A 26,188-nucleotide genomic window follows, 5' to 3' on the forward strand; every position below is an offset into this window, starting at 1 on the left:
TGAAAAGGCGCGCGATCGGCGGAAAGCTGGATCGCGCGCCGGCTTTCCCATGGAGTAGGGTTCGATGCCTGGTATGAGGGGCGCGTCCGTCATTGTCCTTGCGGTTATGATGGGGCTCGCGGGCTGCAAGATCATCAAGACGCCGACGGCGGAGGAATCCGCCACCGGCGGCTTCGATCCGGATCGCATGGTCGCGGAGATTTGGGAGAGCAAGGTCGTGCCCTATCTCGACAAGAGGGCGGGACCATTGTCCGAGGTCGCCTCGCTTGCGGCGAGCAACCTGGAAGCCGCAGGCGCGAAATACGGCCATAAGGAGAAGCAGGGCAGCGCGCCCTGGACCTTCGCCGCGCGCCTCTCCGGCACCATCGTCAAGGCGGAGACGAAATCGCGCTCGGCCTATGTGGAGGTCGACGCGGATGGCGACGGCAAGGCGGATGCACGCGTCCAGATCGGCCCGGCGATCCGCGGCACGGCGATCCGCGACAGCCTCGACTTCGTGAACTTCAACGAATTCAAGAACCAGATCGAGTGGGCCCAGTACGGCAAGGCCTTCAACACCCATGTGAACGGCCTGGTGCTCGAAAAGCTGTCGCGCGACCAGCTGGTCGGCAAGAAGCTGGAGGCGGTCGGCGCCTATCCCGTACCCGCCAAGGGGCAACTGCCGCTCTTCGTGCCGGTTGAGTTGACGGTGGGCGGATGACCATGCAGCCGGCTCAAAACGACGATTGCGTGCTGCGCCTCGAGGACGTCACCAAGGTCTATTCCGGCATCGTCGCCGTGCGTCACGCCAACCTGGCGCTCAGGCGCGGTGCCGTAAACGTGCTCGTCGGCGAGAACGGCGCCGGCAAATCGACGCTGATGCGCATCATCGCCGGCGTCGAGAAGCCGTCGCTCGGCCGCATCCTGCTCGACGGCGAGGAGGTCGCATTCCACTCGCCGGCCGATGCCCAGCGCCACGGGATCGGCATGGTCTTCCAGGAGCTCAATCTCTTCGGCAACCTCTCCGTCGCCGAAAACATCTTCGCGACGCGTGAAGTGACCCGCGGCCTGCGCGGCATCGACCATCGCGCCCAGATCGACAAGGCCAATCATTTTCTCGACAGGCTGGATGCCGGCATCGACGCCGAGACCCTCGTCGAGGACCTGCCGATCGGCCAACAGCAGCTGGTGGAGATCGCCAAGGCGATCTCGCTCGATACCCGTATCCTCATTCTCGACGAGCCGACCTCGGCGCTATCGGCGGCGGAAGTCGACGTCCTCTTCAAGGTCATCCGGGAACTCAAGGCGCAAGGCGTGGCGATCATCTATATCTCCCACCGCCTCGAAGAGCTGATGCGGATCGGCGACTACATCACCGTGCTCCGCGATGGTCAGATCACCGGCCACGCCATGGTCAGGGACATCGACACGAAGTGGATCGTCCGTTCGATGATCGGTTCGGATGCGAAGGATTTCGCCAAATCGGTGGATCATCGCCTCGGTGAAGAGGTCTTCCGCGCCGAGGACATCTGTCTGCCGCGGCGGACCGGCGGCCTCGCCGTCGATCATGTGTCGATCTCGGTGCGCGCCGGTGAAGTGCTCGGCATTTACGGGCTGATGGGCGCCGGCCGAAGCGAGTTCTTCGAATGCGTCATCGGCCAGCATCCCCACTCGACCGGACGCGTCCATGTCGGCAGCGTCGAGGTCTCGAAATCCGACACCTCCGACCGCATTCAGCAGGGACTGGCGCTGATCCCGGAGGATCGCCAGCGCGAAGGACTGGTGCAGGCGCTGTCGATCGCCGGCAATCTTACCTTGGCGAGCCTCGAGCGTTTTCTGCGCTTGCGTTTCCATATCGCCGGCGAGAGGGAACGGGCGGCGATCCAGGCGGCGATCCGCGATCTTTCCATCAAGGCGCCGAACCCGGACTTCGAGGTGACCTCGATGTCGGGCGGCAACCAGCAGAAGGTCGTCATCGGCAAGGCGCTGATGACGAGGCCGAAGGTGCTGCTCATGGACGAGCCGAGCCGCGGCATCGACGTCGGCGCAAAGGCCGATGTCTTCCGCACCATGCGGCGGCTGGCCGGCGAAGGGCTGGCAATCCTCTTTTCCACCTCCGACCTCGAAGAGGTGATGGCACTCTCCGACCGCATCGCCGTCATGAGCAATGGGCGGCTCGTTACTCTCGTCGACCGGGCCGATGCGACGGAAGAGATGATCGTGAGCGCTTCGGCCGAAGGCCACAAGACGACAAGGGAACACGCCTGATGACGACGGCAACGACGACCACCACCAACGTCGCGGAAGCGCCGAGCGGCTCACTGCTGCTGACGCTCATGAAGCTCAGGACCTTCATCGCGCTCTTCGCGGTGATCGCCTTCTTCTCGATCTTCGCGCCGAACTTCCTGTCGACCGCCAACCTCATTCTGATGTCGAAGCACGTGGCGCTCAACGCCTTCCTGGCGATGGGCATGACCTTCGTGATCATCACCGGCGGCATCGACCTTTCCGTAGGCTCGATCGTCGGGCTCTGCGGCATGGTGGCCGGCGGCCTGATCCTCAACGGCATCGACCTGCAATTCGGCTACACAATCTATTTCAACGTCTTCGAGGTGTGCCTCATCACGCTCGCCGTCGGCATCGTGATCGGCGCGGTCAACGGCCTGCTGATCACCAAGCTCAACGTCGCGCCGTTCATCGCGACGCTCGGCACGCTCTATGTCGCCCGCGGTTTCGCCCTGCTTTCGTCGGACGGCCAGACCTTCCCGAACCTCGTCGGCAAGCCGGAACTCTCGACGACCGGCTTCGCTTTCCTCGGCTCCGGCCGGCTTCTCGGCCTGCCGGTCTCGATCTGGATCCTCATCGTCGTGGCGCTTGCCGCCGCCTATGTGGCCAAATGCATCCCGATCGGCCGGCACATCTTCGCGGTCGGCGGTAACGAACGGGCCGCCCGCATGTCCGGCATCCGCGTCGACCGGGTGAAGATGTTCGTCTACATGTTCTCCGGCTTCTGCGCGGCGATCGTCGGCCTGGTCATTTCATCGGAACTGATGGCGTCGCATCCGGCGACGGGCAACTCCTTCGAGCTCAACGCCATCGCCGCGGCAGTCCTCGGCGGCACGTCCATGTCCGGCGGGCGGGGCACGATCGGCGGCACCATCATCGGCGCCTTCGTCATCGGCATCCTTTCCGACGGCCTTGTCATGATGGGCATTTCGTCCTTCTGGCAGATGGTCATCAAGGGCATCGTCATCATCGTCGCGGTCGTCGTGGACCAGGCGCAACGCCGCTTGCAGCAGCAGGTGACGCTCATGCAGCTTGCAAGGAAAGGTTAGGATCTCGGCCCCTCCCCAACCCCTTCCCACAGGGGGGAGGGGCTTCGCGGCGGCACCGTCTTGCCCAACGCCGGCGTTTCCGCGAGTGGCAACGCTCTAGGTCAGAGAGGTGAGGGTGCGGCAGCAAGGCCCCTCCCCCTTGTGGGGAGGGGTTGGGGAGGGGTCTTGGAGTTGCAGGGATTGAGGGGTCTTTAGGTGGCAGGGTTGGAAGGCCCTTGAGTTCGGAAGGAACAGACAATATGGCAGTTCTGAAAGGTGCCCTGATCGGCTGCGGCTTCTTCGCAGTCAACCAGATGCACGGCTGGCGCGACGCCGAGGGGGCGCGCATCGTCGCCATCTGCGACCGGGATCCGGCGAGGCTCAGGGCGGTCGGCGCCGAGTTCGGCATCACGCGCCGTTATACGTCGGCCGAGGATCTGTTTGCCGATGGCGGCTTCGATTTCGTCGATATAGCAACGACCGTCAGGAGCCACCGCCCGCTCGTCGAGATGGCGGCGCGCAACGGCATTCCGACGATCTGTCAAAAGCCGATCGCGCCGACGATGGAGGACGCCAAGGCGATGGTTGCCGCCTGTGCCGCGGCGGGCGTACCGCTGATGGTACACGAGAACTTCCGCTGGCAGTCGCCGATCCGGGCCGCAAAAGCCGTGACCGACAGCGGCGCGATCGGCGAAGTCTTCTGGGGCCGGGTGAGCTTCCGATCGGCCTATGACGTCTATTCCGGACAGCCTTATCTGGCGACCGGCAAGCGCTTCATCATCGAGGACCTCGGCATCCACGCGCTCGACATCGCGCGCTGTCTCTTCGGCGATGCGACTTCGGTCACCGCCCGCACCCGCCGGGTCAATCCGAACATCGTCGGCGAGGACGTCGCCACCATGATGCTCGACCATCGCGGCGGCATAACTTCGATCGTCGATTGCAGCTATGCCACCAGGCTGCCGGTGGAGCCTTTTCCCGAAACCCTGCTGGAAGTCGACGGCAGCAAGGGGACCTTGCGGCTCTCGCAGGGCTACCGTCTTTCCGTTCACTCGCGGGAGGGGACCGAAGTGACGGATGTCGAGCCGCGTCTCCTCCCCTGGGCCTCGCCTCCCTGGCACAACATCCAGGAGAGCGTCAGCCTCATCCAGCAGCACTGGATCGACTGTCTGCGCAGCGGCCGCGAGCCGGATACGTCCGGCAGGGACAATCTCAAGACCTTCGCCCTCGTCGAGGCGTCCTATCGCAGCGCCGCCAAGGGCAGGACCGTGTCGGTCGAGGAATTCCTCCTATGACGGCGTCGCGCGCCCTTCTCCTCTTCGGAACCGAAGAGCAGGAGCCGGAATCGCGCCGCCTCGAAGCAGGCCGGCTCAGCGCCGAGCTTGTCGGCGGCAATCTGCGGACGATCCGCTTTTCCGGCAGGGAGGTGCTGCGGGCGATTTCCTTTCTCGTGCGCGACCGTGATTGGGGGACATGCGAGGCCGCAATCGCCGAGCTGACCGTCGAACAGGGAGAGGCGGCGACGATCGTCCGATACGATGCCCGGTTCCGGGCGCCCGGCGGGGCGGTCCTCGATTGCCGGTCGACGATTGAAGTCCTCCCGGACGCCCTGATCTTCGAAGCGCGCTTCACGCCCGACCGCGATTTCGAAACGGCGCGCGCCGGCTTTGCGATCCTGCACCCGATCGTCGGTGTGGCCGGCCGGCCAGCGACCGTCGAGCACGGAGACGGTTCGATCGAGCGATCGGTTTTTCCCGATCTGATCGAGCCCTGGCAGCCATTCAAGGATATTGCCGCGATCACCCATGAGGTCACGCCAGAGGTCGCGGCCGAGTGCCGCATGGCCGGCGACGTCTTCGAGATGGAGGACCAGCGCAACTGGACCGACGGCTCCTACAAGACCTATGTGCGGCCGCTGGCGCTTCCCTGGCCCTATGTGCTGAAGGCCGGGGAAACGGTTCATCAGGCCGTCCGGCTGTCGATCCGGCAGACCGGCGCGGCCAGCCCGACGTTCGCGCCAACGGCGGGGGCGATCGAGATCTCGCTCAGGCGCGATCAGGGAAGACTGCCCGCCATCGGCATCGGCCTCAGACCCGACGAGGTGAGCGACGAGCTGCTCGACGCGGGTCTTATCCGCGCGCTCGGTGCGCGGCATCTGATCTGCCACTTCGATCCGGAGGCCGGCCATGGCGCCGCGGCGCTGAGGCATTTCCGGCAAATGGCCGACTTTTCGGGCTCGGCGGTGACGCTTGAATGCTTCGTGCCCTGCCGGCGCTCGCTGGATGAGGAACTCGGCGACATCGCCCGCATGGTGCGCGACAGCGGACTGAGGCTCGCGAGCCTCGCCGTGTCACCATCGGTCGATCGCCAATCGACGCCGCCGGGCAGCGTCTGGCCGGAATGTCCGCCGCTCGAGGATGTCTATGCCGCCGCGCAAGGAGCTTTCCCGGAAGTGCCGCTGGGTGGCGGCATGTTCAGCTATTTCACCGAGCTCAACCGCAAGCCCGTGCCGGCCGATCGGCTCTCCTATGTGACCCATTGCACCAATCCGATCGTCCACGCCGCCGATGATTCGAGCGTCATGCAGACCTTCGAGGCGCTCCGCGACGTCACCCGGTCCGTCCGGGCGATTTACGGCGACAAGCCCTACCGGATCGGACCTTCCACCATCGCGATGCGCCACAACCCCTATGGCAGTACGACGAAGGACAACCCGTCCGGCAAGCGCATCGCCATGGCGAACCGGGATCCGCGCCACAATGCGCTCTTCGGGGCGGCCTGGACGCTCGCCTATGCGGCAACGGTCGCGGGCGCGGAGCTCGAGGTGCTGACGCTTTCGACGCTCGCCGGCCCATTCGGCCTGGTGGCCGGAGCCGGCGAACCCGTCAAAGAGGGCCAGCCGAGGCCGCTGTTCCACGTCTTGCGCTGGCTTTCCCAATTGTCGGGCGGCAGGCGCATTGCCGTCGCGACATCCGCGCCGGACCGGGTTCTCGGCCTCGGCGCGGATCTCGTTGGTGCGACCATCCTGCTGTTTGCCAATCTCACCCCCGATCCACAGACGGTGACGCTCGCCGAGCCGGGCATGCGGAGACTCATCCTTCTGGACGAAGGTTGGCTTCGCGAGGGCGCAAGGGAGCCTGAGGCGAGGGCACATGCAGGAGCGGGCATCGTGCTCCCGGCCTATGCCGTGGCGCGCATCGATATATCGAATCGGTCCGCCACGGCAGGATGACTGCATATGTGGACGGCAAGTTTACCCCCTCTGGCCTGCCGGCCATCTCCCCCACAAGGGAACCCACAAGGGGGGAGAGGATTCGCGGCAACGTCATCGCTTCTATCGAGAAGGCTTGGCAGTGCAGACCTTCCTGATGGGCACTGGCCGTGCCCCATGCTTTCTCCCCCCTTGTGGGTCCCTTGTGGGGGAGATGGCCGGCAGGCCAGGGGGTAGCCGCTTGCGCCCTCGTTCGTGCCGCAAAAAAGCGCGGCCCGGAAAAACCAGGCCGCGCCAAGCCGCACTCATCGTGCGTTGCCCTGGGAGGCAAGCTATTCGGCGGGCTGAACCGCGACCGCCGGAATGGTCTCGACAGACGCATCGCCGGCAAGTGCAACGGAGAGCTGCGCCTGGTCCAGTTCGCCTTCCCACTTCGCCACCACCAGCGTCGCAACCGCATTGCCGACGAAGTTGGTGAGCGCCCGGCACTCGGACATGAAGCGGTCGATGCCGAGGATCAGCGCCATGCCGGCGACCGGCACGGAGGGTACGACGGAGAGCGTCGCGGCCAGCGTGATGAAGCCGGCGCCGGTGATGCCGGCCGCACCCTTCGAGCTCAGCATGGCGACGAGCAGGAGCAGGATCTGATCGCCGTAGGAGAGCGGCGTGTCGGTCGCCTGCGCGATGAAGAGCGCCGCCAGCGTCATGTAGATATTCGTGCCGTCGAGGTTGAAGGAATAGCCGGTCGGGATGACGAGACCGACGACCGAGCGCTTGCAGCCGGCCTTTTCCATCTTGTTCATGAGGCCCGGCAGCGCCGCTTCCGAGGACGAAGTGCCAAGCACGAGCAGCAGTTCCTCCTTGATGTAGCGGATCAGCGCCACGATGGAGAAGCCGTTATAGCGCGCCACCGCGCCGAGAATGACGAAGACGAACAGGAACGAGGTGAGATAGAAGGTGCCGATCAGCATGGCGAGGTTGGCGATCGAGGCGACGCCGTACTTGCCGATGGTGAAGGCCATGGCACCGAAGGCGCCGATCGGGGCGGCCTTCATCAGGATCGCCACCAGCCGGAAGATCGGCAGCGTCAGCGCCTGGAGGAAATCGACGACCGGCTCGGCCTTCTTGCCCACCAGGGCGAGCGAGATGCCGAAGAGCACCGAGATGAACAGCACCTGCAGGATGTCGCCCTCGGCAAAGGCGCCGACGAGCGTCGTCGGGATGATGTTCATCAGGAAGCCGGTGATCGACTGCTCATGCGCCTTTTCCGCATAAGTGCTGATCGCCTTCGCATCGAGCGAGGCCGGATCGATATGCATGCCCGCACCCGGCTGCACGACATTGGCGACGACGAGGCCGACGACCAGCGCAAGGCTGGAGAAGGTCAGGAAGTAGATCATCGCCTTGCCGGCGACGCGGCCGACCTTGGCGAGATCGGTCATGCCGGCAATGCCGGTCGCGACCGTCAGGAAGATCACCGGCGCGATGATCATCTTGACGAGCCTGATGAAGGCGTCGCCGAGCGGCTTCAGCTCGGTGCCGAGCTCGGGATAGAAATGTCCGAGCAGGATGCCCGCGGCGATCGCCGCCAGGACCTGGACATAGAGATGGCGGTAAAAGGGTGTTTTGCCGCGGACCTCCGCGGAATGTTCGATGATCATGTGATATCCTCCACTTGGGGCGCGTGCCCAGTCCGGCAATGTGCCGGGCCTCCCGGGCCACTTTTCCGAAGATCGACAGCCGCGGCTGCCTTGTGGAGCTTGTTTGCAACGGGCGTGCCAGTTTGACGGCCTGGACACCAAATCGTTGAGATAACTGCGCTTTCAGTAATGTCGCGAAGGCAACCTCATTGAGGTGTGCGGAAATCCGCCCAACGCGGCTGGCGCGCTGGGCGAAAACATGCACAATGCCGCCATGACCGCATACCTGCCGGGCACAGACGATCTGGGCGCGCTGCGCCGCCGGGCGCGACACTCATGGCTTGTGTTTTCGGCCGTGGCGCTCGCGCTCCTGGTCGCCGGATTCCTGCTTGCCGGGGCCTATGGCCGGTCGCAGGCGCTGGCCGACCTTGCCGAGCAAGGCCGGCTCGACGCCAGCCTGAAGGCCTCGCTGTTGCGGGCCGTGGTCGAGCGGCAGCGGGCCCTGCCGCTTGTTCTTTCCGACGATGCCGCCATTCGCGAAGCGCTGGTCTCGCCGGGCCCTCAGTCAATGGAGCCGATCAACCGCAAGCTCGAAAGCCTCGCGGCAAGTGCCGAAGCGGCCGTCGTCTACCTGATCGGCCGCGACGGCGTCGCGGTCGCCGCCAGCAACTGGCGGGAGCCGACGAGCTTCGTCGGCAACGACTATGCCTTCCGCGACTATTTCCGCCTGGCGATGCGCGACGGCAAGGGCGAGCATTTCGCCATGGGGACGGTGAGCCGGCGGCCCGGACTCTACATCTCGCGCCGCATCGACGGGCCGAACGGCCCGCTCGGCGTGATCGTCGCCAAGCTCGAATTCGACGGCGTCGAGGCCGACTGGCGCGTCACGGACAAGCCGACCTATGTCACCGACCGGCGCGGCATCGTGCTGATCACCAGCCTGCCTTCCTGGCGCTTCATGACGACGAAGCTTATTCCCGAGGAAAGGCGGGCCGACATTCGCGAGAGCCTGCAGTTCGGCGATGCGCCCCTGCTGCCGCTGCCATTCCATCGGATCGAAGCCCGGCCGGATGGCTCCTCCACGCTGGAGGCGCTGCTGCCGGGCGACGGCACCGAGGCATATCTCCGTGTCGAGACGCTGGTGCCGTCGACGAACTGGCGACTGGAGCAGCTGTCGCCGCTTCGGGCCGTGCTCGCGGCGGGCGCACGGGAGGCGCGTCTTCTGATGCTTGCCGCGCTGGTGCCACTCCTGGCGCTTGGCGCATTTCTCCTGCGCCGGCGGCAGGCGGTCGCGATGAGATCCGCCAGCGAGCGGCTGGCGCGCAATGAGCTGGAAGCGAAGGTCGAGGCGCGGACCCGCGACCTCCTCATGGCCCGCGACCGCCTCGAAATCGAGATCGCCGACCACCGGGAGACGGCCGAGAAGCTGCAGGCCGTCCAGCAGGATCTCGTCCAGGCGAACCGGCTGGCGATCCTCGGCCAGGTCGCCGCCGGCGTCGCCCATGAAATCAACCAGCCGGTGGCGACGATCCGTGCCTATGCGGACAATGCCCGCACCTTTCTCGACCGCGGCCAGAGCGCTACGGCCGCCGAGAACATGGAAACCATCGCCGAACTCACCGAGCGGGTCGGCGCCATCACCGACGAGCTGCGGCGCTTTGCCCGCAAGGGCCACTTCGCCGCCGAGCCGACGGCGATAAAGGATGTCGTCGAGGGGGCGCTCCTGCTGCTCCGCAGCCGCTTTGCCGGCCGCATGGACGCGATCCGCATCGAACTGCCGCCGGACGGCCTCATGGCGCTCGGCAATCGCATCCGGCTGGAACAGGTGCTGATCAACCTGTTGCAGAACGCGCTGGAAGCGATCGGCGATCGCGACGCCGCTACGATCCTTGTCCGCTGCGCGGAAACGGCGGGCGGCATCAAACTCACCGTCGCCGACAACGGACCGGGGATTCCGGCCGAGATTCGCGACGAGCTCTTCACACCCTTCAACACCTCGAAGGAAGAGGGCCTCGGGCTTGGGCTCGCCATATCGAAGGAAATCGTCTCCGACTATGGCGGCACGATCGAGGTCGAAAGCGGCCCTTCCGGAACGACATTCACCGTGCATCTGAAGAAGGCTCAAGCGCAATGAGCGGCGCCCCATCCGTGTTCCTGGTCGATGACGACCGCGACCTGCGCAAGGCGATGCAGCAGACCCTGGAGCTTGCCGGCTTCACCGTATCGCCCTTCGCCAGTGCGAGCGAGGCGCTCGCGCAACTCACCGCCTTCTTCGAGGGTGTCATTATCAGCGATATCCGCATGCCGGGCATGGATGGGCTGGCGTTCTTCCGCAAGGTCGCCGAGCTCGACGCGGACATACCGGTCATCCTGGTCACCGGTCATGGCGATATACCGATGGCCGTGCAGGCGATCCAGGGCGGGGTCTATGACTTCATCGCCAAGCCTTTTGCCGCCGACCGGCTCGTCCAGAGCGCCCGGCGGGCCCAGGAGAAGCGCCGCCTCGTGATGGAGAATCGGGCGCTGCGGCAGGCGGCCGAGGCGGCCTCGGAGAGCCTGCCGCTGATTGGCCAGACGCCGGTGATGGAGCGGCTGCGGCAGACGCTGAGGCATATCGCCGACACCGACGTCGACGTGCTGGTCGCGGGAGAGACCGGCAGCGGCAAGGAGGTCGTCGCGACGCTTCTCCACCAGTGGAGCCGGCGCCGGAGCGGCAATTTCGTGGCGCTCAATTGCGGCGCGCTGCCCGAATCGGTCATCGAGAGCGAGCTTTTCGGCCACGAGCCCGGCGCCTTCACCGGCGCCGTCAAGAAGCGCATCGGCCGGATCGAGCATGCGAGCGGCGGCACACTGTTCCTCGACGAGATCGAGGCGATGCCGCCGGCGACGCAGGTGAAGATGCTGCGCGTGCTCGAAGCCCGGGAGATCATGCCGCTCGGCACCAATACGATCCGGCCTGTCGACATCCGTGTCGTGGCGGCCGCCAAGATCGACCTCGGCGACCCGGCGGAGCGCGGCGATTTCCGCGAGGATCTCTACTACCGGCTGAACGTAGTGACCCTGTCCATCCCGCCCTTGCGGGAACGTCGCGAGGATGTTCCCCTGCTCTTCTCGCATTTCCTGAAGCGGGCGTCGGAACGCTTCGGGCGGGAGGTGCCAACGATCTCCGCCGGCGTTCGCGATCACCTGATGTCGCATGCCTGGCCGGGCAATGTGCGCGAGCTTTCGCACTTCGCCGAACGGGTGGCGCTCGGGGTCGAGGAACAGCCGGGAAAAGCCGCCGTTGCCCCGGCGACGAGCGGCGGCACCCTGCCCGAACGTCTGGAGCGCTATGAGGCCGAGATCCTCAAGGAGGCGCTGACCGCCCATCGCGGCGACGTCAAGGAGACGCTGCAGGCCCTCGGCATCCCCCGCAAGACCTTTTACGACAAGCTGCAGCGCCACGGCATCAACCGGGCGGACTATGTCGGGCGGAGCGATTCCTGATGCTGCATGTTTGCTACTTGGGAACGATGCATCAGGCCGGCCGGCCGTCGCGGATCATCGTGAAATAATCGTCCAGGCCGACTTGGCCACCTTTCAACGCCACCCCAATGCCGTCGATCAGCGGGTCGGCGCTATGGGCGGTGCAAAGCGGCGATCCCGGCGATTGCGGCAGCGGCAGGCGCAAAGTCAGCGCGTCGACCGAGAGCTGGCCCAACGCGTGGCTCGACGTGTCGCCGCCGGCGATGACGGCGCGGCGAAGCCCCGCCCGCTTCACCAGTTCCTTCAGCAGCAGGCCGAGCCGTTCGCCGATCCGGTGGCGCGACCCGTCCTCGAGGCCGATCGCATTGCCGCGATCGCTCGAGGGACCAAGCGCCGTATAGAGAATGACGCTCCGGCCGGCGGCGAGAACTTCAAGGCCGCGCGCCATTGCATCCTCGAGCGCGCCGCCGCTCTCCGCCGCAGCGAGGGCGCCGGGATCGAGTCCGATCCCGTCAAAACCGTTCTGAAGGGCGTGGCGGATCTGCCGTTCGGTCGTCGGCGACACGCTGCCGGAGACGACGGCGAGCTGATCGACAGGCCCGGGCGCCATGAAGGCCGGCGCTTCGCCGAGCAGCCCGAGCCGATGCCACTCGCGGACGAGGGCATATTCCAGTCCGGAGGATCCGCAGGCAAACTGGCCGCCGGATGTGCGTTTGCGCCAAAGCTGCCGCCCGACAATGGCCTGGCTTTCAGCGCCCGCGACGTCGAGGAGGACGATGTCGTTTCCTTCGGCGAAGGCGAAATCCGTCACCGCGTCGGCTTCCGCCGAGGCGAGCTGCGCAATATCGACCAGACCCGTCTTCAGCGACGTCTGCCGCGACAGGTGCAGACGGACGTCCGCCTCGTCCATCGGCGTCACCGGGTGCCGGCTCATCACCGGATGGCGGTCGATGCGGTGGGTCTCGCCCCGAAAGGCGGCGAAGAGATTGCCAAAGGCCGTGTAACGGCGAATTTGCGGAGCGCCAAGCACAAGCGGCACCGGCGCCTTGCCGAACACCTCGCGGCCGATCTCGATCGCCTTGCCGATACTGCCGACAGTCGGGCTGGAATCGAAGGTCGAGCAGACCTTGTAATGGACGATCTGAGCGCCGAGCGACTTCAGCCAGATAAAGGCAGAGGGGAGATGTTCCCTCATCCAGTCGGATGTCTGGCTGCGGCTCGTACCGGCAAGGCCGAAGGCGCTGCAATGAGCGAAGCGTTCGAGCAGCCGTGCCTCGGGAATCTCGAGGAACAGGACGGTTTCGACCCCATGCGAGGAGAGCGCCTCCATGACATCGGTGGAGCCGGTCAGGTCGTCGCCGTAATAGCTCAGCAATGGTGTCTGCATGCGCGGCCTTCCGTGGCTTGACTAAATAGATCAGGCGCCCTTGCCGTCGGCGAATTTTGCGAGCGATTGGGCGAGCTCCGGATGATCCCTGGCATAGTCGGCAAGCGGGATACCGGCGACCGCAGCCTCCCAGGCCTGGCGAACCGCCCTGACCCCGGCGCCGGCTCCGCCCGAATGGCTGACGATGCCGCCGCCGCACAGATAAAGCAAATCGGTCGAGCCGCCGGTGCGGGCATAGGTCTCGGGTGCCTGGCCGCCCCACTGGCCGGAGCCGACCACCGGCAGCGGACGATCACGCTCGGAAAACAACGGCGTGCTGACCGCCTTGAACGATTTGACAAAGCTCGCGTCCGGCTCCCAATATTTGACGCGGATGCCGTTGATCTGGAACTGGTCGACGCCGATCAGCCGCCAGAACTGCTGCCAGACGGAGAATTCCATTCCGAGGCCGCCGTGGCGGGTGAGAATGTCCCAGCCATTGCGATGCGCATGGAGCACGATCTCGGAGCGCCTGCGCAGGAACGCAACGCCCCCCATACCGATCGAATTGATGTTGACGACCCCGGCATTGCCGCCCGCCTGCACGACCAGATCGTGGTTGCGCATCATCTCGTCCGGATCGGTATGGGAGATGCCGAAGGCGTACATCACCTTCTTGCCGGTCCTCTGTTCGTGGTCGAGGATTCTCGGCATGGTCGCGGCGATCCGCTCCTTCAGCGGCGAATAGGCCGGGCTCATCAGCTTCTCGTCGTCCTTGATGAAATCGACGCCGGAGGAGAGCAGTTCACCCACCAGTTCTGCGGTCTCCTCCGGCCTCAAGCCCAGGGCGGGCTTGACGATGGTGCCGATGATCGGGCGCTTGTCGACACCGGTCAGCCTGCGGCTTCCGGCGACGCCGAACTGTGGCCCGGGATGGGCGGCGGCGAATTCCGGCGGCAATCGCATGTCGACGATGCGAATGCCGGTCGTCCCCTTGATCGAATAGACGCCTCCGATCGCGATGGTCATTAGCGCGGCAAGATCCGTGCCGACCGCATCGAGCGGAAAGTCGATGTCCGCCTCGGCCCGGTTGAAGCGCTTCGCCTCGCCCGCCTCCTCCGGCCAGGAGGGGCGGTCGGTCGGCTCCAGATGCCTGATCGCGACCACCCGGGCCGCGACGCGTGCCTTCAGCTCCTCGGTTTCGCCCGGGACAGGCACGAAGGTTCCGGTCGACTGATCGCTGGCGATCTTGGCCGCCATCGCTTCGACGTCGCCGGGGGTTTCGATGCGGTAGGTGATGCGGATCACGGCAATCGCTCTTCAGGAAATGAGTAGCCTCTTCGATCCAACTGGTATAATGAGTATCTGAGTTGTGCAAGAGAAATCGCGTTCGCCGGCCGGGTAACGGCGCAAGATTTCCTCTCCGGAAAAAACATGCATATAGAGGGACAAGCGGCAACAGCGGTGGAGTTCACATGGCGATTCAATCCGAACCGATCGTTCGCAGGAAACTTTCCGACGAGGTCTTCGCCCGGCTGAAGGCGCTGATCGAGACCGGCGAATTGCAGCCTGGCGACGAGATGCCGTCGGAACGGATGCTGATGGAGCGTTTCCAGGTCGGCCGCCCGGCCATCCGCGAAGCCATGCAGACGCTTGCCAATATGGGACTGATCGAGATTTCGCATGGCGAGCGCGCCAGGGTGCTGCAGCCGACGGCGCAATCGCTGCTGAAGCAGGTGGACGCCGCCGCCAAGATCATGCTCTCGGCGTCCTCGGATTCGCTCGAACACCTGAAGAACGCACGCATATTTTTCGAACGCGGCATGGTGCGCGAGGCGGCAAGCCGCGCCACGGATGCCGATATCGCCGCGCTCGAGGAGATTTTGATGCGGCAGCGCGCTTCGCTCGGCGATTCCGACGCCTTCATCGCCGCCGACATGGCCTTTCACACCCGCGTCGCCCAGATTTCCGGCAATCCGATCTTCAGTGCCGTCAGTGACGCCATGCTCGGCTGGCTCAAGGAATATCACACGGAAATGCTGATCTGGACCGGCAAGGAGAACGTCACGCTCTCCGAGCATGCGGAAATCATCGACTGCATCCGCCGGGGAAAACCTGATGAGGCCGAACAGGCGATGATCCGGCATCTCGAGCGCTCGCGGGCGCTTTATGCGCCAAAGGGCAAGTGAGACAGGCGCGGGGAACGCCCGCACCCTACCTCAAATCCCGTGCAGCACCTGCGTCGCCTTGACCGCGGCCGAGGCGCGGTTCTCGACGCCGAGCTTCACGTAGATCTGTTCGAGATGCTTGGTGACGGTGCGGGCGCTCAAGCCGAGGATCTCGCCGATATCGCGGTTGGATTTCCCCTTGGCGATCCAGAGCAGCACCTCGGATTCGCGCTGGGTGAGATGGAAGTGCTGGCGCAGCATCTCGTCGTCGCTGATGCCGTTCTCGGCGGTGAGCCGAAAGAGATACTCGTTGGCGCCGATGGCGCCGAGATAGGAAATCTGCAGGCCCGTCTGGCCGGCCTGATGGAGCGTCAGGCTGCCTTGCTTGTCGCCACCTTGCTGTTCACGCTCCCGCATCCATACGGCGATCCGTCCGGCCACGACCGCAAGGCCGTCGTCGCTGCCGGTAGCGGCGTTGACAAGGCGGGTCGCCTGCGGGGTCGACCAGCGCACGGTGCCGTCGCCGCGCACGGCAAGCAGATGCCGCCCGGCGGCGTCGAGCGCGACGCGGGCGCTTTGGGCGGAGCGCGCATTGGAGAGGTGAACGCGGATGCGGGCCCGAAGCTCGTCGATATTGATCGGCTTGGTGAGGTAGTCGACGCCGCCGGCCTCGAGCGCGCGCACCACGTGTTCCGTCTCGGTGAGCCCCGTCATAAAGACCACCGGCACCTGGGCGACCGAGGCATTCGCCTTCAGCCGGGTGCAGGTGTCGAACCCGTCCATGCCGGGCATCACCGCGTCGAGCAGGATGAGGTCGGGGGTTATGCGGTCGGCGATGTTGAGCGCCGCATTGCCGGATGTGGCGATCAGAACGGAAAAGCCGGATTGCTCCAGCGCCTCGGTCAGGAAGCCGAGCGCCTCCGGCGAGTCGTCGACGAGCAGCACGATGTCGCGCGGATTGGCGGCCTCAGGCACGGGCGTTCGTCTCCTCGGGAAGCAGCCGCTTCAGGAAGGCGTCATAGCCGGAAAGGTCGAAGGCCTGGACATAGGCGCCGACCGCCTCGGCAAAGGGCTGGTTCTCCGGGTTCAGGGCAATCTCCGTCAATTTCGCCTCGATGCCTCTCACGTAGCCGATTTCGCCGAGCTGGATCAATTCCTTCACATGATGAGCGCCCGGGCTTGTCACGGCTCTGTTCTTGCTGCTTGAAGACTCGTCCTTTGCATCGCCCTCATGGATCCATTCGAGCCCGAGATGGATCGCCAGCTTGTCAGTGAGCTGGCGGACGCCGAAAGGCTTGGCGAGCGTGTCGTTGTGGCCGATCGTGCGTGCCGCCGAGCCGTCGCCGATATTGGCCGACAGCATGATCGCCGGCGCCATCTGGCCGCCTTCCCTGAGCTTCGTCACCAGTTCCCAGCCATTCATGCCGGGCATGGAGATGTCGATCAGGAAGAGGTCCGGCCGCGTCGCCTCGATGAGTGTTAGGCAGTCGGCCCCGCTCGCCGCCGTCAGCACGGTGAAGTCGAGCGGCGCGAGCACCTCGCGCATCAGGTCGCGGTGGTCGGCATTGTCGTCGACGACCAGGATGGTGCGGTGCGGTCCCTTGTAGGAGCTGATCTTGCGCACCGGGTCCTTCAGCGCCGCCGGCCGGTCGACGGCCGAAAGCATCAGCCGCACCCTAAAGGCGGTGCCCTTGTCCTTCTCGCTCGTCACCGAAATTTCCCCGCCGAGCGTCTGGGTCAGCAGGCGCGTGATGGTGAGCCCCAGACCAAGCCCCGGCATGCGATGCTCCGCGTCGCCGCGCTGGAAGGGATCGAAGATCTTCGGCAGGTCCTTGTCGCTGATGCCGCGGCCGCTGTCCTCGATCGTGAAGCTCGCAACCTGGCTGCGATAGGCGACATCGAAGCGGATACGGCCCTCATCGGTGAATTTCAGCGCGTTGGAAAGCAGGTTGACGAGGATCTGCCTCAGCCGCTTTTCGTCAGTGCGGACGAATTGCGGCAGCGAGGCGGAGCGGTCGTGCTCGAAGACGATGCCCTTGGCCTGCGCCTGCGGACGGAACATGTCGACGATCTGGTCGAGAAAGTCGTGGATGTTGATCTCGTTCGAATAGACCTGCAGCTTGCCGGCCTCGATCTTCGAAATGTCGAGCAGGCCGTCGATCAGCCCGGAAAGATGATCGGCGCTGCGCTTGATGACCTTGATGGCGCCTTGCCGCGACGGCGGGATCGTCTCGTCGCGTTCGAGGATCTGGGCGTAGCCGAGCACGGCGTTGAGCGGCGTGCGCAATTCATGGCTCAAGCCGACGACGTAGCGGCTCTTGGCGCGGTTCGCCGCTTCCGCCGCTTCCTTGGCATTCTGCAGCGCCGCGTCGGTCTTCTTGTGGGCGGCGATCTCTTTGAGCAGCAGGGTGTTCTGGCGGGAGGATTCCTCCTCGGCCACGACGCGGCTGTCATGGGCAAGCACGTAGAACCAGGAGACGACCCCGGCGAGGATGGCGAAGACGAAGAAGACGACGGCGATCGTCCGCTCGACGACCGCGGCGGTCTCCGGTGAGGCGGCGGTCGTCTGGTGGGCGATCATCGCCAGGATGATGCCGATGCCGGTGATCGAGATCACGGCGGAAATGGCGTAGCGGCCGAGCCTCGTGGCGAGCTTCGCGACGATGGTGTCCGGCAGCACCGCCTTGGCGACGGTGGCGATCTGCGTGTTAAGCCGCGCCCTCGGCTTGCACATGTCGTGGCAGCGGCTGTCGAGCGAGCAGCAGAGCGAACAGATCGGCGCCGCATAGGCCGGGCACCAGGCCATGTCCTCGGGTTCGAACGGATGCTCGCAAATCGAGCAGGTGATCTCGCTTTCGCGAAGCCAGCTCTTGCGCGGCTTGCGGGCGAGGTAGAATTTGCCCTCCGTCCGCCAGGCGATCAGCGGCGAGACGACGAAGGCGGTGACGAGGGCGATATAGGGCGCCAGCGAGGCGGCAATCTCTCCCATGGCGCCGAAATGCGCGGCGAGCGCCAGCAGTGCCGAGACGCCCATCGTGCCGAGGCCAACCGGATTGATGTCGTAGAGATGGGCGCGCTTGAACTCGATGCCGGGGGGTGACAGGCCCAACGGCTTGTTGACGAAGAGGTCGGCGGAGATCGTGCAGAGCCAGGCCATGGCGACGATCGAGAAGATGCCGAGCGTCTCCTCGAGCAGCCGGTAGATGCCGAGTTCCATCAGCAGAAGCGCGATCGCCACGTTGAAGACCAGCCAGATCACCCGGCCCGGATGGCTGTGGGTCAACCGCGAAAAGAAATTCGACCAGGCGAGCGACCCGGCATAGGCATTCATCACGTTGATCTTCAGCTGCGAGACGACGACGAAGGCGACCATCAGGAGGAGCGCCGCCGTCTCCGACGGCACGATATAGCCGAAGGCGGTGTAATACATTTGCGCGGGGTCGGCGGCCCTGGTCGAGGGCACGCCGGCGCTGAGCGCCAGCACGACGAGAAAGGAGCCGGCGAGCAGCTTCGGCGCGCCGACGATCACCCAGCCGGAGCCGGCGAGGAAAACTGCGATGCGGTGATGCAGCTTGCGCTGGCCGTCCGGCGGCAGGAAGCGCAGGAAGTCGACCTGCTCGCCGATCTGCGCCATCAGCGCGAAGATCACCGCGGAAGCCGCGCCGAATTCGACCAGATCGAAGGGGGCGACGGTACCGGCGGGCCCCGAGGCGTGATGGATGCCGGCGTAGGAGAGCCAGAGGCCGACCTTCTCCCAATCGGCAAGCGCGATGAAGGCGAAGGGCAGGATGTTCAGCACGATCCAGAAGGGCTGGGTGACGAGCTGGAACTTGCTGATCAGCCGCACCCCGTGGGTCACCAGCGGGATGACCATGACGGCGCTGACGATGTAGCCGATCCAGAGCGGGATGCCGAGCGCCAGCTCCAGCGCCCCGGACATGATCGACGCCTCGATCGCGAAAAGGATGAAGGTGAAGCTCGCATAGATGAGCGAGGTGATCGTCGAGCCGATATAGCCGAAGCTCGCGCCGCGCGTCAGCAGGTCGATGTCGACGCCGTGGCGGATCGCATAGCGGCTGATCGGCAGGCCGACCAGCAGGATCATCACGCTCGCCACGAGGATCGCCACGATCGCGTTGGTCGTGCCGTAGGACATGGTGATGGCGCCGCCGATCGCCTCCAGCGCCAGGAAGGAGATCGCGCCGATTGCCGTCTGCGAGATGCGCTCGGAGGAGAAACGCCGCGCGCTTTTGGCGGTGAACCGCAGCGCATAGTCTTCCAGCGTCTGGTTGGCGACCCAGCGATTGTATTCTCGTCGAACGGGAATGATGCGCTGGCGTGCCGCCATGGTCCCTCATGTCTTGGCTTGTCCCCCGGCAGCGCCGGCCATCGCCTTCGTAACACAGACCGGCGGCGCGCGAAATTGCTGCGATGCGGAATTGGCCTGGCCGGTGATCGGAACCAGAGATTCCATGCCAATCAGGAGCAGCACGCGCTCTTCGCTGCGGGTCCACAGCAGGTCTCCGCTTTGCTCTTCTCCTCGGCAAGCCAGCGATCACGCGGCTTGCAGCTCGCGGGCCTCGGAGCGAGATCCACATGCACGGCATCGTCGCGCAGCCTTGGCAGCGACGCGCAATAGAGCTGCACCGGGCGGACGCCGTCGCTGACTTCAAAGGTGAGCCTCGCCGATTGCTCGAGTTGCAGGTGACCCGAAACCTTGCGGATGATCGCCGAGAACTTGCCGGCCGGCATAGGTGCGCGGTCTTCGCCCTGGACGTCCCAGAGCTGCACGAAGATCTCGGTCCAGGCGTCCGGATTGGCGCCGCAATCGAGCCCCGCGAACTGCCCCGCCTTCACCTCCGTCACATGATAGCCGGGCTTGATCGGCCGTCCGTCATAGTGAAACCAGAGGGGTAGCTCCTCGGCTCCAGCGAGCGTTCCAAGCAGAAGCCCGAGCGAGATGTCGTCATTCCGAATTTTCATGTTGTCGAGCGCGCGCATCTGCGTTATTCCTCGTTTCAATTATTCAAGGATTGTTGAAATATGGACGAACGTCAAGCGCTCGCTTCCTTCAGCGCGCTCTCGCAGGAGACCCGCCTGCAGATCGTGCGAATGCTGGTCAGTGCGGGCCCGAGCGGTATGCCGGCCGGCGCAATCGCGGAAAAGGCGCAGGTTTCTCCATCCAACGTCTCGTTTCATCTGAAGGAACTGGAGCGGTCCGGATTGATCACCCAGAAACGCGAGTCGAGATCGATCATCTATTCGGCCGATTACGAGGCTCTCGGCAGCCTGATTCGCTTCCTGATGGAAGATTGCTGTGCCGGGCATCCCGAAATCTGCGTACCTGCCGCCGCGGTCGCGCCCTGCTGCGCGCCAACTATGGAGGGAAATGCGAATGAGTAACGAGCGGGTCTACAACGTTCTTTTTCTTTGTACCGGCAATTCTGCGCGCTCGATCATGGCTGAGGCCATTCTCGAGGCCGAAGGCAGGGGACGCTTCCGCGCCTTCTCGGCCGGCAGCCAGCCCAAGGGGGAAGTCAATCCCTGGGCCCTGAAGACGCTGGAAGCGCTCGGCTATCGCACCACGGGTTTCTCGTCGAAGAGCTGGGATGCCTTCGCCGCGCCGGGCGCACCACAAATGGACTTCATCTTCACGGTCTGCGACGATGCCGCCGGCGAGGCCTGTCCGGTCTGGATCGGCCATCCGGCGACCGCGCATTGGGGGATCGAGGACCCCGCCGCCGTCGAGGGATCAGATGTCGAGAAGGGCCGTGCCTTCACGCTCGCGGCGAAATACCTGAAGAACCGCATATCGGCGTTCGCGGCCCTGCCGATCGCTTCGATCGACAAGCTCGCCCTCGAGACGAAGCTCCACGAGATCGGCAGGCTCGAAGGCTTCTCCCGGCCTTTCGAGGCGCGCTGATGTCGTCGTTCGATCTCTCCCGCCGCCTCGTCGCCGAAGGCCTGGGAACGGCACTGCTCGTCGGAACCGTCGTCGGTTCCGGCATCATGGCCGCCTCGCTGACTGAGGATACGGCACTCGCCCTGCTTGGAAACACGCTTGCAACAGGCGCGATGCTGGTGGTGCTGATCACCATCCTCGGTCCGATTTCCGGAGCGCATTTCAATCCGGCCGTATCGCTGATTTTCGCGCTGTCGAGCGCTCTGCCACGGCGCGATCTCGCCGGCTACGTCCTTGCCCAGGTCGCCGGCGGCATCGTCGGCACGATCGTTGCGCATCTGATGTTCGATCATCAGATCCTTGAGTGGTCGACGAAGGTGCGCACCGGGCAAGCACAGTGGCTCGCCGAATGGGTGGCGACCTTCGGGCTGGCCGCGACCATTCTCGGCGGCATCCGCTTCGAAGAGAAATCGGTGCCCTGGCTGGTCGGCCTCTATATCACCGCTGCCTACTGGTTCACGGCGTCCACCTCCTTTGCCAACCCGGCCGTGGCAGTCGCCCGATCGATGACCGATACGTTCTCCGGCATCCGCCCGGCCGATCTCCCCGGCTTCATCGCCGCCGAGCTGATCGGCGCGGTTTCGGCGCTCTTGCTGATGACGTGGCTGCTACGGTCGAGCAATGCCCAGAGCAATGCCCCAAGGGGCGAGCGCGTCTTCTGAGCTGCCCGCCTTGGCGCGGTTGCCGGTGCTGCTATGCGATGCACTTGGTTGCCAGCGGTCTGCACACCACTTCCTCCTTCCCCCCGTCACCTACGTAGAATGACGTATGTGCAGTGCGGTGAGCCTGGCGGAATATCCTTCTAGCAACGGCCAAGGAGAACCAACACTCCGTTGCGGCGACCAGAACTAGAGGGGTTCAATCAGATGAATTACAGGGCACGCGTCACCGGCGCATTCCTCGCTGCCGTCCTTTCGACGACCGCGTTCAACGGCGCCTTTGCCGCCGAGGACACGATTAAGGTCGGCATTCTTCATTCGCTTTCCGGAACCATGGCGATCTCGGAGACGACGCTGAAAGACGCCATGCTGATGCTGATCGACGAGCAGAACAAGAAGGGCGGTCTGCTCGGCAAGAAGCTCGAGGCGGTCGTCGTCGATCCGGCCTCCGACTGGCCGCTCTTTGCCGAGAAGGCGCGCGAGCTGATCTCGGTCGACAAGGTCTCGGCGGTCTTCGGCTGCTGGACGTCCGTGTCGCGCAAATCCGTGCTGCCGGTCTTCGAGGAGCTGAACTCGATCCTCTTCTACCCCGTCCAGTACGAGGGCGAGGAAAGCCAGCGCAACGTCTTCTACACCGGCGCCGCGCCGAACCAGCAGGCGATTCCCGCCGTCGACTACCTAATGGAGAACGAAGAGGTCGAGCGCTGGGTGCTCGCCGGAACCGACTATGTCTATCCGCGCACGACCAACAAGATCCTCGAGGCTTACCTGATCTCCAAGGGCGTCAAGCCCGAGGACATCATGATCAACTACACGCCGTTCGGCCATTCCGACTGGCAGACGATCGTCTCCGACGTCAAGAAGTTCGGTTCGGCCGGCAAGAAGACCGCCGTCGTCTCGACGATCAACGGCGACGCCAACGTGCCCTTCTACAAGGAGCTTGCCAACCAGGGCATCAAGGCGGAGGACATCCCGGTCGTCGCCTTCTCGGTCGGCGAGGAAGAGCTCGCCGGACTCGATACCGGTCCGCTCGTCGGCCATCTTGCCGCCTGGAACTACTTCCAATCGGTCGACAATCCGGCCAATGCAGAGTTCATCAAGACCTGGAAGGCCTATACTAAAAACGACAAGCGGGTCACCAACGACCCGATGGAAGCCCATTACATCGGCTTCAACATGTGGCTGAAGGCGGTTGAAAAGGCCGGCACCACCGACACCGACGCGGTGCTCGACGCGATGATCGGCGTTTCGGTGCCGAACCTCTCGGGTGGCTATTCGACGATGATGCCGAACCATCACATCACCAAGCCGGTGCTGATCGGCGAAATCCAGGGCGACGGCCAGTTCGAGACCGTCTGGGAAACGCCTGGCCTGGTCGTCGGCGACGAGTGGTCGGACTACCTGCCGGACTCCAAGGACCTGATCTCCGATTGGCGCGCCCCGATGTCCTGCGGCAACTTCAATGTCGCCACCGGCAAGTGCGGCGGCAAGGGTTCCTGATTTCATGACGAAGCAATTGTTCGCGGGCGGGCCGGATGCGGCCCGTCCCCGACAGCGTGTTTCATGACGAACCGATAGCATGAAATACCCTCCGTCCGGAGGCGTCCATTCGGACGGGGGACTTGCTGCAGATGCCAAGCGAGAGGCGAATGTACCGCATCTTTCAAACCATGCTGGTTGCCTTGGTTCTCTTCACCGCGGTCCCCAACGGACTTCGGGCGGAAGAGGCGTTGCGCGATCTGGTGAACGCGCTCGGCGAAGCGAAGCTCTCCGACATGGATGAGCACATCACGGCGCTGGCGAAGACCGGCGATCCCAAGGTCGTCGCCATCCTCGAAGCGCTCGGCGAAGGCAATCTCTACGCCCGCAAGGCGGATGGCGAGGTGTTCCTGACAAAGGAAAGCGGCTCGTCGCTGACGCTCATCGACCCGATCTCCGGCGAGAGCGCCGGCGAGGCGCCGAAGGCGGCGCTCTCGAAGGTCAAGGTCAACAATGGCGTTCGTCGCGCGGTGCGCAGCGCGCTCGGCAGTCTGACGTTGCTCAGCCCCGACCGCGCCGCACGCCTCAGGGCGGCGCAATCGGTGCTTCAGTCGCCCAATTCCGATGCGCTCGGCGCCATCGAGAACGCGCTTGCCGCCGAAAAGGACAGCGAAGTGCGCGCCCTGCTCGAACAGGCACGCGCCACGACCCTGCTCATTTCCGACCGGCCCGTCGTGGAGAAGAAGGAGGCGGTGCGGCTTCTCAAGGAAAACGGCGGCCGCGAGGCGCTCTCCATCCTCTCATCCGCGCTCGGCTCCGCCGACGAGACCCTGAAGCCCGACATCGAGGCGGCGCTCGCCGCCATCGAACAGACGCAGGCACTTTGGGCCGCCGGTCAGAACGTTTGGTACGGCCTGTCGCTCGGCTCGGTGCTGCTGCTCGCGGCGATCGGACTGGCGATCACCTTCGGCGTCATGGGCATCATCAACATGGCGCATGGCGAGATGGTGATGCTCGGCGCCTACACGACATTCATGGTGCAGGAGGTCGTGCGCACCTCCTTCCCGGGTCTCTTCGACTGGTCGCTGGCGATCGCCCTGCCGCTTGCCTTCCTGGTGACCGGAGGCGTCGGCCTTGCGCTGGAGCGCGGCGTCATCCGCTTCCTCTATGGCCGGCCGCTCGAGACGCTGCTTGCCACCTGGGGCATATCGCTGATCCTGCAGCAATCGGTGCGGTCGATCTTCGGCCCGACCAATCGCGAGGTCGGCAACCCGTCCTGGATGTCCGGCGCCTTCGATCTTGGCGGGCTGACGATCACCTGGAACCGCCTCTGGATCATCCTCTTTGCGCTCGCCGTCTTCGCCGCGCTGCTCTTTCTCCTCAAGAAGACGCCGATGGGCCTGCAGATGCGGGCCGTCACGCAGAACCGCCGCATGGCCTCGTCCATGGGCATCCGCACGCCCTGGGTCGATGCGCTCACCTTTGCGCTTGGTTCCGGCATTGCCGGCATGGCCGGCGTCGCGCTCTCGCAGATCGACAACGTCTCGCCGAACCTCGGCCAGGGCTACATCATCGACAGCTTCATGGTCGTGGTCTTCGGCGGCGTCGGCAATCTCTGGGGCACGCTCGTCGGCGCCTTCTCGCTCGGCATCCTCAACAAGTTCCTGGAGCCCTATGCCGGCGCCGTGCTCGGCAAGATCCTCGTGCTCGTGCTGATCATCCTGTTCATCCAGAAGCGGCCGCGCGGGCTCTTCGCACTCAAGGGCCGGGCGGTGGAAGCATGATTACCTCGTTCCTCATCAAGTCGCTGGATCGTACCATCGTCGTCACTGTCGCGATCCTGCTGGTCCTTGCAGCGCTCGTTCCGGCTCTCAATCTCCTGACGGCGCCGGACCACCCGCTGCATGTGCCGACCTATCTCGTCTCGCTGTTCGGCAAGTACCTGACCTACGCGCTGCTGGCGCTGGCGCTCGACCTCGTCTGGGGCTTCTGCGGCATCCTCTCGCTCGGACACGCCGCCTTCTTCGCGCTCGGCGGCTATGCGATGGGCATGTATCTGATGCGCCAGATCGGCGCGCGTGGCTCCTATGGCAATCCGCTGCTCCCGGATTTCATGGTGTTCCTCAACTGGAAGGAACTGCCCTGGTTCTGGTACGGCTTCGACATGTTCTGGTTCGCGGCGCTGATGGTCGTGCTGGTGCCCGGCCTTATCGCCTTCGTCTTCGGCTGGTTCGCCTTCCGCTCGCGCGTCAACGGCGTCTATCTGTCGATCATCACCCAGGCGATGACCTACGCGCTGCTGCTCGCCTTCTTCCGCAACGACATGGGCTTCGGCGGCAACAACGGGCTCACCGACTTCAAGGATATTCTCGGCTTCAACATCCAGGCCGACGGCACCCGCGCCGCGCTCTTTGCGGCTTCGGCGCTGGCGCTTGCCGTCTCGCTCGTCATCACGTCGGGCATCGTGCGCTCGAAATTCGGCAAGGTGCTGGTGGCGCTGCGCGACGCCGAAAGCCGCACGCGTTTCCTCGGCTACCGCGTCGAGCACATGAAGCTCTTCGCCTTCACCGTCTCGGCGATGATGGCGGGTGTCGCCGGCGCGCTCTACGTGCCGCAGGTCGGCATCATCAATCCGGGCGAGTTCGAGCCCGGCAATTCGATCGAGGTGGTCATCTGGACGGCCGTCGGCGGCCGTGGCACGCTGATCGGCCCGATCGTCGGCGCGATCCTCGTCAATGGCGGGAAAAGCATCTTCACCGCCGCCTTCCCGGAATTCTGGCTCTTCGCGCTCGGCGGGCTCTTCGTGCTCGTCACGCTGTTCCTGCCGAAGGGCGTGGTCGGCACGGCTCAGCACTATCTTGCCCGGCGCCGCGCCTATCGCGAGACCAGCCGACCCGAGAACGCGACCGGCCTGGCTGACGCCGAACCCTTGGCTGCAGAGTGAT

General features: G+C 64.9%; 20 protein-coding genes. 14 read left to right on the forward strand and 6 right to left on the reverse strand.

Annotated features, from left to right (window positions below):
- The first annotated feature begins 64 nt into the window (after window positions 1–64).
- From AU381_RS22860 to apnL, 5 genes are all read left to right on the forward strand, one after another.
- Complete coding sequence (locus AU381_RS22860; RefSeq protein ID WP_064243993.1) at window positions 65–700, forward strand: DUF2291 family protein; 636 nt, start codon at window positions 65–67, stop codon at window positions 698–700.
- A complete protein-coding gene (locus AU381_RS22865; protein WP_064243994.1) occupies window positions 697–2,247 on the forward strand; it encodes a sugar ABC transporter ATP-binding protein in 1,551 nt (516 codons plus the stop codon). Before AU381_RS22860 ends, AU381_RS22865 begins: the two co-directional genes overlap by 4 nt.
- Complete coding sequence (locus AU381_RS22870) at window positions 2,247–3,314, forward strand: ABC transporter permease (RefSeq protein ID WP_064243995.1); 1,068 nt, start codon at window positions 2,247–2,249, stop codon at window positions 3,312–3,314. Before AU381_RS22865 ends, AU381_RS22870 begins: the two co-directional genes overlap by 1 nt.
- 239 nt (window positions 3,315–3,553) lie before the next feature.
- Window positions 3,554–4,588 (forward strand): Gfo/Idh/MocA family protein, encoded by a 1,035-nt coding sequence (locus AU381_RS22875; RefSeq protein ID WP_064243996.1) that lies wholly within the window; start codon window positions 3,554–3,556, stop codon window positions 4,586–4,588.
- Entirely contained in the window at window positions 4,585–6,525 is a 1,941-nt protein-coding gene (apnL, locus tag AU381_RS22880; RefSeq protein ID WP_064243997.1) for a D-apionate lactonase, read from the forward strand. Before AU381_RS22875 ends, apnL begins: the two co-directional genes overlap by 4 nt.
- Window positions 6,526–6,836: 311 nt before the next feature.
- Here apnL and AU381_RS22885 read toward each other — a convergent pair whose 3' ends face one another.
- Window positions 6,837–8,165 carry a dicarboxylate/amino acid:cation symporter gene (locus tag AU381_RS22885; RefSeq protein ID WP_064243998.1) on the reverse strand — a complete coding sequence of 443 codons (1,329 nt, stop codon included), beginning with the start codon at window positions 8,163–8,165 and terminating at the stop codon, window positions 6,837–6,839.
- A 238-nt stretch (window positions 8,166–8,403) separates the two neighbouring features.
- Here AU381_RS22885 and AU381_RS22890 point away from each other — a divergent pair, with 238 nt between their 5' ends.
- Together AU381_RS22890 and AU381_RS22895 are read left to right on the forward strand one after the other, a co-directional pair.
- On the forward strand, window positions 8,404–10,278 hold the full coding sequence (locus AU381_RS22890; RefSeq protein ID WP_064244207.1) for a sensor histidine kinase: 1,875 nt from the start codon (window positions 8,404–8,406) through the stop codon (window positions 10,276–10,278).
- Entirely contained in the window at window positions 10,275–11,630 is a 1,356-nt protein-coding gene (locus AU381_RS22895) for a sigma-54-dependent transcriptional regulator (RefSeq protein ID WP_064243999.1), read from the forward strand. The genes AU381_RS22890 and AU381_RS22895 overlap by 4 nt, the downstream gene beginning before the upstream one ends.
- A 31-nt stretch (window positions 11,631–11,661) precedes the next feature.
- On the opposite strand, the gene AU381_RS22900 is transcribed toward AU381_RS22895, so the two are convergent.
- Both AU381_RS22900 and oiaX read right to left on the reverse strand, forming a co-directional pair.
- Window positions 11,662–12,996 carry a four-carbon acid sugar kinase family protein gene (locus AU381_RS22900; RefSeq protein ID WP_064244000.1) on the reverse strand — a complete coding sequence of 445 codons (1,335 nt, stop codon included), beginning with the start codon at window positions 12,994–12,996 and terminating at the stop codon, window positions 11,662–11,664.
- A gap of 30 nt (window positions 12,997–13,026) precedes the next feature.
- A complete protein-coding gene (oiaX, locus tag AU381_RS22905) occupies window positions 13,027–14,283 on the reverse strand; it encodes a 3-oxo-isoapionate-4-phosphate decarboxylase OiaX (protein WP_082910294.1) in 1,257 nt (418 codons plus the stop codon).
- Window positions 14,284–14,450: 167 nt separating this feature from the next.
- On the opposite strand from oiaX, the gene AU381_RS22910 reads away from it, so the two are divergent.
- A complete protein-coding gene (locus AU381_RS22910) occupies window positions 14,451–15,164 on the forward strand; it encodes a transcriptional regulator NanR (protein WP_064244001.1) in 714 nt (237 codons plus the stop codon).
- A gap of 30 nt (window positions 15,165–15,194) precedes the next feature.
- Here the strand turns inward: AU381_RS22910 and AU381_RS22915 are convergent, their stop codons facing one another.
- The 3 genes from AU381_RS22915 to AU381_RS22925 all read right to left on the reverse strand — a co-directional run bounded on the left by AU381_RS22915 (window position 15,195) and on the right by AU381_RS22925 (window position 20,144).
- Window positions 15,195–16,118, reverse strand: a complete 924-nt coding sequence (locus AU381_RS22915) for a response regulator (RefSeq protein WP_064244002.1) — start codon at window positions 16,116–16,118, stop codon at window positions 15,195–15,197.
- Entirely contained in the window at window positions 16,111–19,491 is a 3,381-nt protein-coding gene (locus AU381_RS22920) for a hybrid sensor histidine kinase/response regulator (protein WP_064244003.1), read from the reverse strand. The genes AU381_RS22915 and AU381_RS22920 overlap by 8 nt, the downstream gene beginning before the upstream one ends.
- 131 nt (window positions 19,492–19,622) lie before the next feature.
- Window positions 19,623–20,144 carry a DUF6428 family protein gene (locus tag AU381_RS22925; RefSeq protein ID WP_064244004.1) on the reverse strand — a complete coding sequence of 174 codons (522 nt, stop codon included), beginning with the start codon at window positions 20,142–20,144 and terminating at the stop codon, window positions 19,623–19,625.
- Window positions 20,145–20,186: 42 nt separating this feature from the next.
- On the opposite strand from AU381_RS22925, the gene AU381_RS22930 reads away from it, so the two are divergent.
- From AU381_RS22930 to urtC, 6 genes are all read left to right on the forward strand, one after another.
- Window positions 20,187–20,546 (forward strand): ArsR/SmtB family transcription factor, encoded by a 360-nt coding sequence (locus tag AU381_RS22930; protein ID WP_064244005.1) that lies wholly within the window; start codon window positions 20,187–20,189, stop codon window positions 20,544–20,546.
- Entirely contained in the window at window positions 20,539–21,066 is a 528-nt protein-coding gene (locus AU381_RS22935; protein ID WP_064244006.1) for an arsenate reductase ArsC, read from the forward strand. Before AU381_RS22930 ends, AU381_RS22935 begins: the two co-directional genes overlap by 8 nt.
- Window positions 21,066–21,767, forward strand: a complete 702-nt coding sequence (locus tag AU381_RS22940; protein WP_064244007.1) for an aquaporin — start codon at window positions 21,066–21,068, stop codon at window positions 21,765–21,767. The genes AU381_RS22935 and AU381_RS22940 overlap by 1 nt, the downstream gene beginning before the upstream one ends.
- A gap of 204 nt (window positions 21,768–21,971) precedes the next feature.
- Window positions 21,972–23,264 carry an urea ABC transporter substrate-binding protein gene (urtA, locus tag AU381_RS22945; RefSeq protein ID WP_064244008.1) on the forward strand — a complete coding sequence of 431 codons (1,293 nt, stop codon included), beginning with the start codon at window positions 21,972–21,974 and terminating at the stop codon, window positions 23,262–23,264.
- A 149-nt stretch (window positions 23,265–23,413) separates the two neighbouring features.
- Complete coding sequence (urtB, locus tag AU381_RS22950) at window positions 23,414–25,027, forward strand: urea ABC transporter permease subunit UrtB (RefSeq protein ID WP_162273450.1); 1,614 nt, start codon at window positions 23,414–23,416, stop codon at window positions 25,025–25,027.
- On the forward strand, window positions 25,024–26,187 hold the full coding sequence (urtC, locus tag AU381_RS22955; protein ID WP_064244009.1) for an urea ABC transporter permease subunit UrtC: 1,164 nt from the start codon (window positions 25,024–25,026) through the stop codon (window positions 26,185–26,187). Before urtB ends, urtC begins: the two co-directional genes overlap by 4 nt.
- Window position 26,188: the final 1 nt, after the last annotated feature.

Origin of the sequence: Sinorhizobium glycinis, from assembly GCF_001651865.1 — a bacterium.
GTDB classification, from domain to species: domain Bacteria; phylum Pseudomonadota; class Alphaproteobacteria; order Rhizobiales; family Rhizobiaceae; genus Sinorhizobium; species Sinorhizobium glycinis.

Coding starts and splice junctions, on each gene's coding strand:
- AU381_RS22875 (WP_064243996.1), top strand. CDS start 3,554: ATGGCAGTTCTGAAAGGTGCCCTGATCGGCTGCGGCTTCTTCGCAGTC.
- AU381_RS22910 (WP_064244001.1), top strand. CDS start 14,451: ATGGCGATTCAATCCGAACCGATCGTTCGCAGGAAACTTTCCGACGAG.
- urtC (WP_064244009.1), top strand. CDS start 25,024: ATGATTACCTCGTTCCTCATCAAGTCGCTGGATCGTACCATCGTCGTC.
- AU381_RS22860 (WP_064243993.1), top strand. CDS start 65: ATGCCTGGTATGAGGGGCGCGTCCGTCATTGTCCTTGCGGTTATGATG.
- AU381_RS22920 (WP_064244003.1), bottom strand. CDS start 19,491: ATGGCGGCACGCCAGCGCATCATTCCCGTTCGACGAGAATACAATCGC.
- urtB (WP_162273450.1), top strand. CDS start 23,414: ATGTACCGCATCTTTCAAACCATGCTGGTTGCCTTGGTTCTCTTCACC.
- AU381_RS22885 (WP_064243998.1), bottom strand. CDS start 8,165: ATGATCATCGAACATTCCGCGGAGGTCCGCGGCAAAACACCCTTTTAC.
- AU381_RS22895 (WP_064243999.1), top strand. CDS start 10,275: ATGAGCGGCGCCCCATCCGTGTTCCTGGTCGATGACGACCGCGACCTG.
- AU381_RS22890 (WP_064244207.1), top strand. CDS start 8,404: ATGCACAATGCCGCCATGACCGCATACCTGCCGGGCACAGACGATCTG.
- AU381_RS22935 (WP_064244006.1), top strand. CDS start 20,539: ATGAGTAACGAGCGGGTCTACAACGTTCTTTTTCTTTGTACCGGCAAT.
- AU381_RS22930 (WP_064244005.1), top strand. CDS start 20,187: ATGGACGAACGTCAAGCGCTCGCTTCCTTCAGCGCGCTCTCGCAGGAG.
- AU381_RS22900 (WP_064244000.1), bottom strand. CDS start 12,996: ATGCAGACACCATTGCTGAGCTATTACGGCGACGACCTGACCGGCTCC.
- AU381_RS22870 (WP_064243995.1), top strand. CDS start 2,247: ATGACGACGGCAACGACGACCACCACCAACGTCGCGGAAGCGCCGAGC.
- AU381_RS22925 (WP_064244004.1), bottom strand. CDS start 20,144: ATGCGCGCGCTCGACAACATGAAAATTCGGAATGACGACATCTCGCTC.
- urtA (WP_064244008.1), top strand. CDS start 21,972: ATGAATTACAGGGCACGCGTCACCGGCGCATTCCTCGCTGCCGTCCTT.
- AU381_RS22940 (WP_064244007.1), top strand. CDS start 21,066: ATGTCGTCGTTCGATCTCTCCCGCCGCCTCGTCGCCGAAGGCCTGGGA.
- apnL (WP_064243997.1), top strand. CDS start 4,585: ATGACGGCGTCGCGCGCCCTTCTCCTCTTCGGAACCGAAGAGCAGGAG.
- AU381_RS22865 (WP_064243994.1), top strand. CDS start 697: ATGACCATGCAGCCGGCTCAAAACGACGATTGCGTGCTGCGCCTCGAG.